Annotated in this window: 11 protein-coding genes; 6 read left to right on the top strand and 5 right to left on the bottom strand. The window is 61.9% G+C overall.

The window, feature by feature from the left end; all coding sequences use genetic code 11:
* Positions 1–45 precede the first annotated feature (45 nt).
* The 4 genes from TR61_RS04665 to TR61_RS04650 all read right to left on the bottom strand — a co-directional run bounded on the left by TR61_RS04665 (position 46) and on the right by TR61_RS04650 (position 3,496).
* Positions 46–1,227, bottom strand: coding sequence for an ammonium transporter (locus tag TR61_RS04665; protein WP_050928479.1), 1,182 nt, complete (start codon positions 1,225–1,227; stop codon positions 46–48).
* 162 nt (positions 1,228–1,389) lie between these two features.
* Positions 1,390–1,863, bottom strand: coding sequence for a CinA family protein (locus TR61_RS04660; protein WP_050928478.1), 474 nt, complete (start codon positions 1,861–1,863; stop codon positions 1,390–1,392).
* Positions 1,860–2,360 carry a phosphatidylglycerophosphatase A family protein gene (locus TR61_RS04655; RefSeq protein WP_050928476.1) on the bottom strand — a complete coding sequence of 167 codons (501 nt, stop codon included), beginning with the start codon at positions 2,358–2,360 and terminating at the stop codon, positions 1,860–1,862. The genes TR61_RS04660 and TR61_RS04655 overlap by 4 nt, the downstream gene beginning before the upstream one ends.
* The gene (locus TR61_RS04650; RefSeq protein ID WP_082181848.1) at positions 2,357–3,496 is read right to left on the bottom strand and encodes a bifunctional 2-C-methyl-D-erythritol 4-phosphate cytidylyltransferase/2-C-methyl-D-erythritol 2,4-cyclodiphosphate synthase; all 1,140 of its coding nucleotides are present in this window, start codon (positions 3,494–3,496) and stop codon (positions 2,357–2,359) included. The genes TR61_RS04655 and TR61_RS04650 overlap by 4 nt, the downstream gene beginning before the upstream one ends.
* A 179-nt stretch (positions 3,497–3,675) precedes the next feature.
* Between TR61_RS04650 and dusB the strand changes: the two genes are divergently transcribed.
* The 5 genes from dusB (at position 3,676) to ntrX (ending at position 10,908) form a co-directional block, all read left to right on the top strand.
* On the top strand, positions 3,676–4,659 hold the full coding sequence (dusB, locus tag TR61_RS04645) for a tRNA dihydrouridine synthase DusB (RefSeq protein ID WP_050928474.1): 984 nt from the start codon (positions 3,676–3,678) through the stop codon (positions 4,657–4,659).
* Complete coding sequence (locus TR61_RS04640) at positions 4,656–5,729, top strand: two-component system sensor histidine kinase NtrB (RefSeq protein WP_050928472.1); 1,074 nt, start codon at positions 4,656–4,658, stop codon at positions 5,727–5,729. Before dusB ends, TR61_RS04640 begins: the two co-directional genes overlap by 4 nt.
* Before the next feature lie 12 nt (positions 5,730–5,741).
* Positions 5,742–7,109: a response regulator gene (locus TR61_RS04635; RefSeq protein ID WP_050928470.1), complete on the top strand. Its 1,368-nt coding sequence runs from the start codon at positions 5,742–5,744 to the stop codon at positions 7,107–7,109.
* Between the two features lie 111 nt (positions 7,110–7,220).
* Positions 7,221–9,506, top strand: coding sequence for a sensor histidine kinase NtrY-like (locus TR61_RS04630; RefSeq protein ID WP_050928467.1), 2,286 nt, complete (start codon positions 7,221–7,223; stop codon positions 9,504–9,506).
* A complete protein-coding gene (gene ntrX / locus TR61_RS04625; protein ID WP_050928464.1) occupies positions 9,499–10,908 on the top strand; it encodes a nitrogen assimilation response regulator NtrX in 1,410 nt (469 codons plus the stop codon). Before TR61_RS04630 ends, ntrX begins: the two co-directional genes overlap by 8 nt.
* 23 nt (positions 10,909–10,931) lie before the next feature.
* Here ntrX and TR61_RS04620 read toward each other — a convergent pair whose 3' ends face one another.
* Complete coding sequence (locus tag TR61_RS04620; protein ID WP_050928462.1) at positions 10,932–11,399, bottom strand: hypothetical protein; 468 nt, start codon at positions 11,397–11,399, stop codon at positions 10,932–10,934.
* Between the two features lie 103 nt (positions 11,400–11,502).
* Here TR61_RS04620 and trkA point away from each other — a divergent pair, with 103 nt between their 5' ends.
* Positions 11,503–12,879, top strand: coding sequence for a Trk system potassium transporter TrkA (gene trkA / locus TR61_RS04615; RefSeq protein WP_050928460.1), 1,377 nt, complete (start codon positions 11,503–11,505; stop codon positions 12,877–12,879).

Below are 12,879 nucleotides of genomic sequence, written 5' to 3'. Positions count from 1 at the left end.
AAGGGGGCCGCGTGGCCCCCTCTTTGCTGTTGTCCGACAGCCTTCTTACGAGGTCATGTCATAGGCGCGTTCGCCATGAACGCTCAGATCCAGCCCGTTGGTTTCTGTTTCCGCATCCACGCGCAGCGGCGTGATGGCGCGTACGACGAAGATCAGAACCACGGTCACCACGATGGTGAAGACACCCACGATGGCCAGGCTGCCCAGCTGGGCCACGAAGCTGCCCGCGCCGAAGACAGCGATCATGATCGTGCCGAAGATACCGCCCACGCCATGCACCGCGAAGACATCCAGCGTGTCGTCGATTTTCAGCGCATTTCGTACGAAGTTGACGGCTTCCTGACACAGGACGCCTGCGACTGCACCGATGATCAGCGCCTCGACCGGGCCGACAAAGCCCGAGGCAGGGGTGATAGAGGCAAGCCCCGCGATGGTGCCGGTGACCATGCCGACGAGGGAGGCTTTGCCGAATTTGATCTTTTCCCACAGAGCCCAGGTGAGCGAGGCTGTCGCGGCCGAGATATGGGTGACCGTCAGCGCCATGGCCGCGCCGCCATCTGCGGCCAGTTGCGAGCCGCCATTGAAGCCAAACCAGCCGACCCACAGCATCGCCGCACCGATCATCACGAAACCGGGATTGTGGGGCGGGGTGGTCTGGTTGCGGCGCGGACCAAGGAAGACGGCCAGCAACAGCGCAGCAAGACCCGCCGTCTGGTGCACCACGATGCCGCCGGCAAAGTCGCGCACGCCGGTTTCGCCGAAAATGCCGCCATCAGACAGCATCCCGCCGCCCCAGACCCAGTGGACCACCGGCGCATAGCACAAGAGCATCCAAAGCCCCGAGAAAAGCAGGACAAAGCCGAAGCCCACCCGTTCCACATAGGCACCCACGATCAGGGCCGGCGTGATGATGGCAAAGGTCATCTGGAAGGCGAAGAACAGGATTTCAGGCAGGGTGCCGCTGAGGTCATCCGCGGTCATCCCCAAAAGCAGCATCTTGTCGAGCCCGCCCCAATATCCGCTGGTACCGCTGCCAAAGGCGATGGAATAGCCGAAGGCGAACCACAGCACGCTCATCAGACAGGCGATGGCATAGCAATGCATGAAAACGCTCAGGACATTTCGCGCGCGCACGAGGCCGCCGTAAAACAGCGCCAGTCCCGGCAATGTCATGAAAAGGACCAAGGCGGTTGCCACGATGATCCAGGCTGTATCGGCTCCATTCATGATGCCGTCCCTTCCTTCCGGTTTGTATTGGTTAGCGGCGCTTCAAGCGGAGCAACCCTGCGGAAAAAAGAGGCAATAGGTGAATTATGCGCCCAAAAGCGCCGCTTTTTATAAACTGCCCGGAAAAAAGGCGTCGATCTGCCGCCTTTGCCTGCTTTTCGATCAAACTGTGGTCAGGGCTTGTCCCAGCAGATCGAGCGCATGATCCCTGGCGGCTGCGCGGACATTGGCGCGCCCAAGGGCGCCGAATTCCACCGTTTCGGTCATGGTCGGATGACCCGAACGCGCCAGGCCAAAGCAGACGCGCCCTTCGGGTTTGTGCTGGGACCCGCCGGGGCCTGCGATGCCTGTGATCGACACGGCAAGCTGCGCGTTGGAATGACCAAGCGCACCTTCGGCCATCTCGTGCGCGACCTCTTCCGAGACGGCTCCATATGCGTCAAGAGTGGCGGCCTTGACGCCCAGCATGTCCATTTTCGCCGCGTTGGAATAGGTCACGAAACCGCGGTCGAACACAGCGGACGACCCAGCGATTTCAGTCAGTGCGGCGGCAACCATGCCGCCGGTGCAGCTTTCTGCCGTGGCGATCGTGATGCCAATTTTTCTAGCAATAAGAATAAGATCGGATGCGTTCATAATCCAAGAACCCCGTGATAGAGACCGGCCAGAACCACCACGCCGATGGCCGCGAAAGCCCCGGCAACGATATCATCCAGCATCACGCCCAGGGCATCGCCGCGCCGGTCGGCCCAGCCCACGGGGCCCCATTTGGTGATATCGAACAGCCGGAACAGCGCGAAGGCCGCGATCCAGCCCGGCCAAAGGGCGGTGATGTCGATCCCGTGCCGTGTTGCGGGCCAGGACAGCGCCCAAAGTGCGATCCATTGGCCGGCGACCTCGTCTATGACAATCTCGGATGGGTCATGGTCATCCGTGCCGCGTGTTGCCACTGCAGTCGCCCACCAGCCCAGGGCAAACACCGCCAGCGTGGCCAGCGCGAACAGGGGAAAGCCGCCCAGCACATGCAGGCCCCATGCCACCGGCAGCGCGGCAAATGATCCCCAGGTGCCCGGCGCGGGTTTTAGAAGGCCCACGCCGAAAAAAGTGGCAATCGTCCGGGCCAGTGCGGTCATTTCGACACCAGCGCCACGGTGGCCAGCGACGCGATGCCTTCGCCGCGCCCGGTAAAGCCCAGCCGTTCGGATGTGGTGGCCTTGACCGAGACCTGTGAGGGCTCAAGCCCCATGAGCCTGGCCATGGTCTCACGCATCTTGGCGGCATGCGGGCCGATCTTGGGGAATTCGCAGACCAGCGTGCAATCCACGTTGCTGATGCGGAAGCCGCGTTCTGCGGCCAGATCGACGGCGTGGCGCAGGAAAATCTCGCTTGCAGCCCCTTTCCATTGCGGGTCCGAGGGCGGAAAATGCTGGCCGATATCGCCCTCGGCCAATGCACCATAAATCGCGTCTGTGACCGCATGCATGCCGACATCGGCATCGGAATGGCCCTGCAGCGCCCGGTCGAATGGCACCTTCACCCCGCAGAGGATTACGTGATCGCCGGGGCCGAAACGGTGCACGTCGTAACCATTGCCCAGTCTGATATCCATGATTTGTCCCAATATCGCTTCGGCGCGGGCGAAATCCTCGGCCCGCGTGATTTTCAGGTTGTTTTCGTCGCCTTCCGTGATCGTCACGGGCAGGCCCGCGCGGCGGGCGATTTCCACGTCATCGGCGGCGTCTTCATCAAAACAGCGATGCGCATTCAGGATCGCGGTCAGGTCAAAACCCTGGGGCGTTTGCGCGCGATATAGCCCTTCGCGTGATTGCGTCCCGGTGACCGTGCTGCCTTCCCCGGTCCAGAGCGCATCGACCACAGCAAGGGCAGGGGCGGCGGCGGGGGCGTCTTCCAGCGCGGCAAGCACACCGTCGATGACATGGGCGCTGACGCAGGGGCGGGCGGCATCGTGGATCAGGACCTGATCGAAACGGCCTTCCAGCACCTCAAGCCCTGCCATCACCGACCCGCGCCGTGTGTCTGCACCAGTGACGATTTCCGCCTGCATATCGCCGGGCCAGGGGGCGCTGTCGAGATCGTCGGGATGGACCACGAGAACGATGTGGTTGATGCGCGGATGTCGCGCGAAAGCGGCAATGGTATGCGCTGCGACGGTTTGCCCGGCCAGCGGGCGCCACTGTTTGGGCAGGCCCCCTCCGGCACGGGTGCCGCGCCCGGCGGCGACGATGATGGCTGCAGTGGATTTGGGCACGTCTGGTCCGTCAAAATGATCTTGCTTCGTTGTAGGTTGCAGAGCACGCGGGAACAATCCCCCGGAGAAATGCACAATAATTAAGCATGTGATCGAATTTGCACCATCTATCGTGCGCTCTAAGTTGAAGCTGGGGCGTGCAGCACCCTAGTACTGATCCAAACAAAGGTTTTCTCTGCGTGACGATTCACCTCTCGACACTTGAACTGACCCCTCCGGTTTTTCTCGCGCCATTGGCGGGGATCACCGATCGCCCGACGCGTGATCTGGTGGCCTCGTTCGGTGCGGGCCTTGTCGTGAGCGAAATGGTCGCCAGTCAGGAGATGGTGCGGGCCAAGCCAGGCGTGTGCGAACGGGCCGAGATCGGGGCAGAGGTGGAAGGCACATCCGTTCAGATTGCAGGCCGTGAGGCGCATTGGATGGCCGAGGCCGCGCGCCAGGTCGAAGCCAACGGTGCACGGATCATCGATATCAATATGGGCTGCCCGGCCAAGAAGGTCACGAATGGTTATTCCGGGTCGGCGCTGATGAAGACACCCGATCACGCGCTGAGCCTGATCGAAGCGGTGGTTGAGGCCGTGGATGTGCCGGTGACACTCAAGACTCGACTTGGCTGGGATGACGATTGCCTGAACGCTGCCGATATCGCGCGCCGGGCGGAAGGCGCCGGTGTTCAGATGATCACCATCCATGGGCGCACGCGCTGCCAGTTCTATAAGGGCCACGCCAATTGGGCGGCGATTGCTGAGGTGGTTGAGGCGGTTGAGATCCCCGTGATCGCCAATGGCGATATCGTGGATGGGGACAGCGCGCGGACGGCGTTGGCCCGCTCGGGCGCGGCCGGTGTGATGATCGGGCGCGGCGCGCAGGGGCGGCCCTGGCTTCTGGCGCAGGTGGCCCACGCGCTTTTCGGCACGAACGCGCCCACGGTGCCCGCAGGGGCCGATCTGGTGCGCATGGTCAGCGATCATTACGAGGCGATGCTGAGCTTTTACGGGCAGGATCTGGGCCTGCGCGTCGCGCGCAAGCATCTGGGGTGGTACATGGATGATGCGGGGACCGATACGGGGCTGCGCCGTGCGATCCTGACTTCGCGCGACCCGGGCGAGGTGCTGCGCCTTTTGCCGGATGCTCTGATCGGGACTGCAGAGGTGGCGGCATGAATTCCGACAAGTCCATCTGGGCATCGCTGCCGGTGCCCGCCTTCCTGATCGACACCGATGACCGGATTACCGACGTCAATTCGGCCGGTGAAGGGTTCCTGAACGCCTCGGCCCGGCAGGTGGAGGGCCAGCCCGTCTGGGACCTGATCGCAGTGGACGCACCGCTGGAGGAAGCGCTGCAGCGCGCCCGTGCCAATGGCACGCCGCTTTTCGTCAATGATGTGGATGTGGGCACGGGCAATCGCGCGCCGTTGCAATGCGCGTTGCAGATTGCACCCTTGGTGAACCATCCCGGCATGATGATCCTGATGATTTCACCGCGCGAACTGGCCGGGCGGATGACGCAAAGCCATTCGGTGAAATCGGCCGCTCAGTCGGCCATCGGCATGGCCGAGATGCTGGCCCACGAGATCAAGAACCCCTTGGCGGGGATCACCGGTGCGGCGCAATTGCTCAGCATGAACCTCAGCCAGGAAGACCTTGAACTGACAGACTTAATCGTCACGGAAAGTCGCCGGATCGTGAAGCTTCTGGAGCAGGTTGAACAATTCGGGAACCTTTCGGCCCCCGATCTTAAGCCGGTCAATATCCATGATGTTCTTGACCGCGCCCGCCGGTCGGCACTGCTGGGCTTTGGCGCGCATATGCGGATCATCGAGGATTATGACCCCTCGTTGCCTCTGGCCTATGGCGACCCGGACCAATTGCTGCAGGTGGTGCTGAATCTTTTGAAGAATGCGTCCGAAGCTGCGGGAGATATTGGTGGCGACATCCGCATTCATACCTATTTCGAACATTCTTTTCGCCTGCGGCGCAGCGATGGGTCGGGCCATTCGCTGCCCCTTCAGGTCGAGATCATTGATGACGGCCCCGGCCTGCCGGACGATATCAAGGCAGATATCTTCGACCCCTTTGTGTCTGGAAGGGAAAACGGCACCGGCCTTGGTTTGGCCTTGGTGTCGAAGATAATCTCAGACCATGACGGGTGGATTTCGGTCACTTCGGTGCCGGGACGCACTGTCTTTCGTTTGTCACTGCCGCGCGCCCCGCGCGACACGAGCGCTGAATAAGGAGTTTCGGGAATGGATGGTACAGTTCTGGTCGCCGACGACGATCGCACGATCCGCACGGTTCTGACCCAGGCGCTGACGCGTGCGGGCTGCAAGGTGCATGCCACAAGCTCTCTGACCACGCTGATGCGCTGGGTGGGCGAGGGGAAAGGCGATGTGGTGATCTCGGACGTGGTCATGCCAGATGGCAACGGGTTGGAGATGCTGCCAAAGATCGCCGAAGATCGTCCCGGGCTGCCGGTGATCGTGATTTCGGCGCAGAACACCATCATGACGGCGATTCAGGCGGCCGAGGCCGAGGCCTATGATTACCTGCCCAAACCCTTTGATCTGCCCGATCTGATGAAGCGCACCGCGCGCGCGCTTGAAATGAAACGCCACGCCCCGTCCGAGCCGAAACCGGTCGAGGATGAGCGCCCCGATGAGCTGCCTCTGGTGGGCCGCACGCAGATCATGCAGCAGCTTTACCGGCTGGTCGCGCGGGTGATGAACACCGATCTTCCAGTGCTGATTTCGGGCGAAAGCGGGACAGGAAAGTCGCTGATTGCGCGGGCCATTCACGATTTTTCCGACCGGCGCACCTTGCCTTTCGTCACCATCACCGCCGCCGATATCCGCGAGTTGGAAGGGCCGGCGCGTGTGTTGGCGCGGGTGAAGGGAGGTACGCTTCTGATCGACGAGATCGGAGATATCGAAGAGGAACTGCAGGCGCGCATCGTTCGGATGATGGATGCGCCGGGCGATCATGTGCCGCGTTTCATGGCCACCAGTCAGACCGACCTGACCCATGCAATGGACGCGGGCCAGATCCGGCAGGATTTCTATTACCGCTTGTCGGGTGCATCGATCCATGTCCCGGCGGTGCGTGAGCGGGTGGATGACATCCCGCTTCTGGCCGAACACTTCCTGACCCGCGCCGAGCGGGACGGCGCGCCCAAGCGGCGGCTGAGCGAAGAGGCGGCGGAACTTTTCCGCGCCTATAGCTGGCCGGGCAATGTGCGCCAGCTGGAAAACGCCATCCGCCGTCTTGTTCTGACCAGCCGCGCCGAAGAGATCGCCCGCAGCGAAGTGGAGGGCGTGCTGGGATCGCAGCCCGAGATGGAGCCGGTGCTGGGCGGGGGCGACACGGAAAAGCTGTCGGCATCAGTGGGTCGGCATTTGCGGCGCTATTTCGACCTGCATGGCAACATGCTGCCGCCGCCGGGTCTTTATGCGCGAATCCTCAAGGAGGTCGAGATGCCTTTGATCGAGATTGCGCTGGATGCGACGGGCGGAAATCAGGCAAAATGCGCTGAACTTCTTGGGATAAACCGCAATACCCTCAGGAAAAAGATCACTGACCTGGATATCCAGGTGACACGACGCCGGAAATTGATGTAAATTGGTCACATAACCGTGGCGGCGTAGCCTCAGATCGGGCTTTAAAACGCGCAAGACCACGACATGTGGCGGTCAGTCGCAAGTTGCGGCACATCAGGATGAGGGCATCGGGTGGTATCCCGGGCACAGAATAATCACTGGCTGAACCGGTTCAGGCGGCTGAGCCGAACCCGTAGGCTGCGTAACACAGGTACGCTGGGCCTTGTGGTGCTTGGTCCGCTTCTGGCGCTGGCGACTTTTCTTGTTCTTGGCCCGCTGGATCAGGGCGCTTCGGCGCTGAGCCTGCGCTTGGTGCTGCTGACCGATCTTGTGTACGTGCTGGTGGTCGCCACACTGGTTCTGGGATCTGTGGCGCGTCTTATTGCGGCGCGGCGGGCGCAATCGGCGGGCTCGCGCCTGCATTTGCGTCTGACCGGTGTGTTCGCGCTGTTGGCGCTGATCCCAACCGTGACGGTCGCCATCTTCGCTGTGCTGACGGTGAATGTGGGACTTGAGGGCTGGTTTTCCGATCGGGTCAGCCGCGTGGTCGGCACTTCGCTGGCCGCCGCGCAAGCCTATGAACAGGAACAGCGCGAGGATCTGGCGCAGGATGCGCGCGTTCTGGCGCGCTATATCGATGCCAGCCGCGCCAGCACGTTTTTCATGAATGACGGGGAAATCCGTCAGGTTCTGGGCACCGGGCAGGCGTTGATCCAGCGCGGCCTGCGCGAAGCTTATGTGATTGACGGCACCGGAGATATCCGCGCGCGTGGGGAACGGTCATACCTGTTCGATTTCGAACGACCCATGGCAGAGGAAATCGCAGAAGCCACCGAAGACGGGCTGGCGATCATCGAGGACTGGGACAACAACGAATTTCGTGCGCTGGTCCCGCTCGAGAATTTCGTGGACCGGTTCCTCTATGTCAGCCGCGATGTCGATGGCGAAATCCTGAACCTGCTGGATGACACGCAGGAAACCGTGCGGCTGTACCAACAGCTGGAAAACGAACGCGGGAGGGTGCTGTTTGAATTTGGCCTGCTGTATCTGGGATTTGCGGTCATCCTGATCCTCGCCGCGATCTGGCTGGGCCTGTGGTTTGCCGAACGTCTGTCACGCCCGGTGGGGCGGCTGGCGGGGGCGGCACAGCAGGTGGGCGCGGGTGATCTGGACGTGCAGGTGATTGAGGAGGACGGCGATGACGAGATCGCCATGCTGGGGCGGTACTTCAACCAGATGACCCGTCAGTTGAAGGGCCAGCGGGAAACGCTTCTGGACAACACCCGCCAGATCGAACGGCGGAGGCGGCTTTTTGACAGCGTTTTGAGTTCGGTCACCTCGGGCGTTGTGGGTTTGGACAGCGAAGGGCGGGTGACCTTCGTGAACCGGTCCGCCGAACGGCTTTTGGATTGGTCTGGGGGTGAACAGTCGCTCGCGCTGCAGGTGGCGGTTCCGGAGTTCGGACCGCTGTTCGAACAGTTGAAAACCAGCGGCCAGGAAGTGGCGCAGGGAGAGATCCGCGTGACGCGCGGCGGCTATCTGGAGAACCTTCTGGTGCGCATGGCCACGCGGCGCAATGATGACGGGCGGCTCGAAGGCTATGTGGTGGCCTTTGACGATGTGACCGATCTGGTCAGCGCCCAGCGGATGGCCGCCTGGGGCGACGTGGCGCGGCGCATTGCCCATGAGATCAAGAACCCGCTGACACCCATTCAGCTGTCGGCGGAACGGATCAAACGCAAATTCGCCCCGATGGTGGGTGACGACAGCGACCGGCTTGAGCAGATGACCGATGTGATCGTCCGCCAGACCAATGATTTGCGCCGGATCGTGGACGAGTTTTCCAAATTCGCCCGCATGCCCGAACCCGACCGCCGGACCGAGGATCTGACCCAGCTTCTGAGCGATGCGATCCTGCTGCAGCAGACCGGCCAGCCCGATCTGCAGATCACCTCGGACCTGCCCGATGCGTCCGTCATGGCGGATATCGACGCCACGATGATCGGACAGGCGCTGACCAATCTAATCAAGAACGCGGGCGAAGCTATTGAAACCCTGAAGGAAAAGGGAGCGCCGGACGATCTGAAACCACAGATCCACGTGACCCTGAGCGTTGAGAAATCGCGCGCCCAGATTACCATTGCCGATAATGGCATCGGCCTGCCCGAAGACCGTGCGCGGCTGTTCGAGCCTTACGTAACGACCCGTGATGAGGGCACCGGCCTTGGCCTGCCCATCGTCAAGAAGATCATCGAGGAACATGGCGGCACGCTGGTGCTGGAGGATGCGCCGGTTTTCGACGGCCAGTCGCATTTCGGTGCCATGGCGGTGATCAGACTGCCCGTGTCGGATCAGCCCGACGCGGAAACACCCCCAATTGCAACCCAACTTGAAAAACTACAGGCCCAAGATGAGTGATATTCTGATTGTTGATGACGAACGCGATATCCGGGAATTGGTGTCGGATATTCTGGAAGACGAAGGCTATGCCACGCGGCTGGCGGGCACCTCGGACGAGGCGATGGCGCAGATCAACTCTGATCCGCCGGGGCTGTTGATCCTCGATATCTGGCTGAAAGACAGCAATATGGATGGCATCGACATCCTCAAGGCGGTCAAGCGCGACAACCCCGATATTCCGGTGGTCATCATTTCGGGCCATGGCAATATCGAAATCGCCGTCGCTGCGATCAAGCAGGGCGCGTATGACTTCATCGAAAAACCGTTCAATATCGATCAGTTGCTGGTGGTGATCCGCCGGGCCATGGAAACCTCGCGGCTGCGTCGGGAGAATTTGAACCTCAAACGCCAGGGCACGGGGGCTGCGCAGATGGTGGGCCAGTCCAGCGCGTTCCGTACACTTGTGAGCCAGCTCGACAAGGTAACGAAATCCAACGGCCGGGTGATGCTGACCGGCCCCGCCGGATCGGGCAAGGAAATCGCCGCGCGCTATATCCACGCCAATTCGAACCGGGCGAACGGGCCTTTCGTGACGGTCAACTGCGCCTCGATCGAGCCCGAGCGTATGGAAGAGGTTCTGTTTGGCCGGGAAGGGGCCGACCGGGGCGTGGAGCCGGGCCTGCTGGAAGAGGCCCATGGCGGCGTGATCTATTTTGACGAGGTGGCGGATATGCCGCTGGGCACCCAGTCGAAGATCCTGCGCGTGCTGGTTGACCAGCAATTCCAGCGCGTTGGCGGCAATGATCGGGTGCGCGTGGATCTGCGGGTGATTTCCTCGACCAACCGCGATCTGGAGGGCGAGATTTCGGCAGGCCGCTTCCGGCAGGAACTGTATCACCGGCTGAATGTGGTGCCGATCCCGGTGCCATCGCTGGAGGAACGGCGGGAGGATATTCCCGTCCTGGCTTCCCATTTCATCGAGATGTGCAATGACACCCAGGGGTTGCCGGTGCGCGCGATCAGTGAAGAGGCCGCCGCGCTGATGCAGACGATGATCTGGCCGGGCAATGTGCGCCAGTTGAAGAACCTGATCGAACGGGTGCTGATCCTGGGCGACGGTACTGGCCCGATCGAAGCGCGCGAGCTGCCGTCCGACCATGATGTCGGCGGAGATGACAGCCGCGTGGTACTGTCAGGCGCAATGGCGTCGCTGCCCCTGCGTGAGGCACGTGAGGCGTTCGAACGGGAATACCTGCTGACACAGATCAACCGCTTTGGCGGCAATATCAGCCGCACCGCCTCGTTCGTGGGGATGGAGCGCAGCGCGCTGCACCGCAAGCTGAAATCGTTGGGGGTTGTAACCTCGAACAAGGCAGGTGCGCGGGTGGCGCATCTGGAGGATGAAGAGGCCGACGCCTGAGTTTTCGGACAAGGCTGGGGCGCTCAGCCCCGGTTGACGATCAGGAAACTGCCATCGGGGTTGCGGATCACGCAGCTGGAGGGCGTCAGCGTGGGTAGAGTTCGCGTGGCCCCGCCCGGTGCAGCATCCGCCACCGATTGCGGGCAGGGCGGGATCGAAACGGGCTGATACCCTTTCTGCGCCATGCAGCGGTCGACCAGACGGCCGCGCAGGCTGGCGTTCACATCCACCGTATAGGTCCGGCCCGGCAGCCAGTATCCGCCGCGCACCGTGCAGACACCGGCCGCGTTGCAGATCTGGCGGGGTGGGACGAACACGCTGGGCTCGCGCCGGATCTGCGTGGCCACAGGCGCATCCTTCAGCGCGGCGACCTCGCAGTTCAGCTTGTCGTCTTCGGCTTTCGCCACAGAAACGCCTGCGCGATAATAGATCGACATGGGCTGACAGGCGCCAAGCAACGCAACAAGAATAAGCATAACAGGGATACGCATGACGCCAGTGTGGTCCAAGCAGGGCAGTCTGACAATTGATTTGACGATCGCAGGGGGGTCTGCCATTCAAAGGTCCACGGAATTCCCAAGCGGGACCAGATAGATGAAGGTCATCATTTGCGGGGCTGGTCAGGTAGGCTGGCAGATCGCGCGCCACCTGTCTGGTGAGCAGAACGATGTGACGGTGGTCGACAGCAACCCCGATCTGGTGCGGCGGGCAACCGACACGCTGGATGTGCAGGGGATTGCGGGTTTCGCCTCGTACCCCGATATCCTGGATCGTGCCGGGGCACGGGATGCCGATATGATCATCGCCGCCACCTATTCGGACGAGGTGAACATGGTCACCTGCCAGGTGGCCCATTCCGTCTTTGGCATCAATCGCAAGATCGCGCGGTTGCGCAGCCAGTCTTACCTGAACGCGATCTATTCCGATCTTTATCGCCGCGATCATCTGCCCATCGATGTGGTGATCAGCCCCGAACGCGAAGTGGCCGCCGCCGCCATGCAGCGGCTTTCAGCTCCCGCCGCCTTTGATATCGAGACCTTCATGGGCGGCAAGGCCCAGTTCCTGGGGATCCGCGTGGACGAGGACTGCCCGATCGTGAACACCGCGCTGCGGCAGCTGACCGATCTGTTTTCCACGCTCAGAACGATTGTCGTCGGGATCCGCCGGGAGGGGACGCTTTTCGCACCCGAAGCGGGCGACCAGCTGTTTGCGGGGGATGATTGTTATCTGTTTACCCACGTGGATGACGTCGCCCGCACGATGGAGATTTTCGGCAAAACCCAGAAAAAGCGCGAACGCGTTGTTGTCGTGGGCGGCGGCAATGTCGGGTTGGCCGTGGCCAAGGAGCTGGAGGAAAGCGCCGAGCGTATCCGCGTCAAGGTGATCGAACGTGAACGCAAATGCGCCGAACGCGCAGCTGAAACGCTGGAACGGACCATCGTGTTGCATGGCGACGGGCTGGATGCGGCGCTTTTGAATGAAGCGGGCATCAAACGCGCCGACGCGATGCTGGCGGTGACCGATGACGACAAGACCAACATGCTGGCCGCCGTGCGCGCCAAGGCCGAAGGCTGTTCCATGGCGGTGGCGCTGATCAATGATCCGACGCTGGTGCCCCTGATGGAGCCCCTGGGCATCGACGCCTATATCAACCCGCGCGCCACCACGGTGAGTTCGATCCTGCGCCATATCCGGCACGGGCGGGTGCGCCAGGTCTATTCCATCGGCGATGCAGAGGCCGAGGTGATCGAGGCCGAAGTTCTGTCCACCTCGCCCATGGCGGGGCAAAGGCTGCGCGATATCGACTTTCCCGAAGGCGTGCTGGTGGGCGCAATCATGAAAGGCGAAGAAGTCGTGCGCCCCGTGGGCAGTACGCGGATCGACGAGGGCGATGTGGTGGCCATATTCGCGATGTCAGATGATGTGCCAGAGGTCGAACGGCTGATGCAGGTCTCGATCGATTTCTTCTGA

It is taken from the genome of Aestuariivita boseongensis, from assembly GCF_001262635.1.
GTDB lineage: Bacteria > Pseudomonadota > Alphaproteobacteria > Rhodobacterales > Rhodobacteraceae > Aestuariivita > Aestuariivita boseongensis.
The sequence above is the reverse complement of the archived record's forward strand: the minus strand, read 5'-3'. Positions and strand labels throughout refer to the sequence as shown.

Bases quoted from the DNA above. Each gene is read 5' to 3' on its own strand.
- TR61_RS04665 (WP_050928479.1), bottom strand. From the start codon at position 1,227: ATGAATGGAGCCGATACAGCCTGGATCATCGTGGCAACCGCCTTGGTC.
- TR61_RS04620 (WP_050928462.1), bottom strand. From the start codon at position 11,399: ATGCGTATCCCTGTTATGCTTATTCTTGTTGCGTTGCTTGGCGCCTGT.
- TR61_RS04660 (WP_050928478.1), bottom strand. From the start codon at position 1,863: ATGAACGCATCCGATCTTATTCTTATTGCTAGAAAAATTGGCATCACG.
- trkA (WP_050928460.1), top strand. From the start codon at position 11,503: ATGAAGGTCATCATTTGCGGGGCTGGTCAGGTAGGCTGGCAGATCGCG.
- TR61_RS04655 (WP_050928476.1), bottom strand. From the start codon at position 2,360: ATGACCGCACTGGCCCGGACGATTGCCACTTTTTTCGGCGTGGGCCTT.
- TR61_RS04635 (WP_050928470.1), top strand. From the start codon at position 5,742: ATGGATGGTACAGTTCTGGTCGCCGACGACGATCGCACGATCCGCACG.
- ntrX (WP_050928464.1), top strand. From the start codon at position 9,499: ATGAGTGATATTCTGATTGTTGATGACGAACGCGATATCCGGGAATTG.
- TR61_RS04640 (WP_050928472.1), top strand. From the start codon at position 4,656: ATGAATTCCGACAAGTCCATCTGGGCATCGCTGCCGGTGCCCGCCTTC.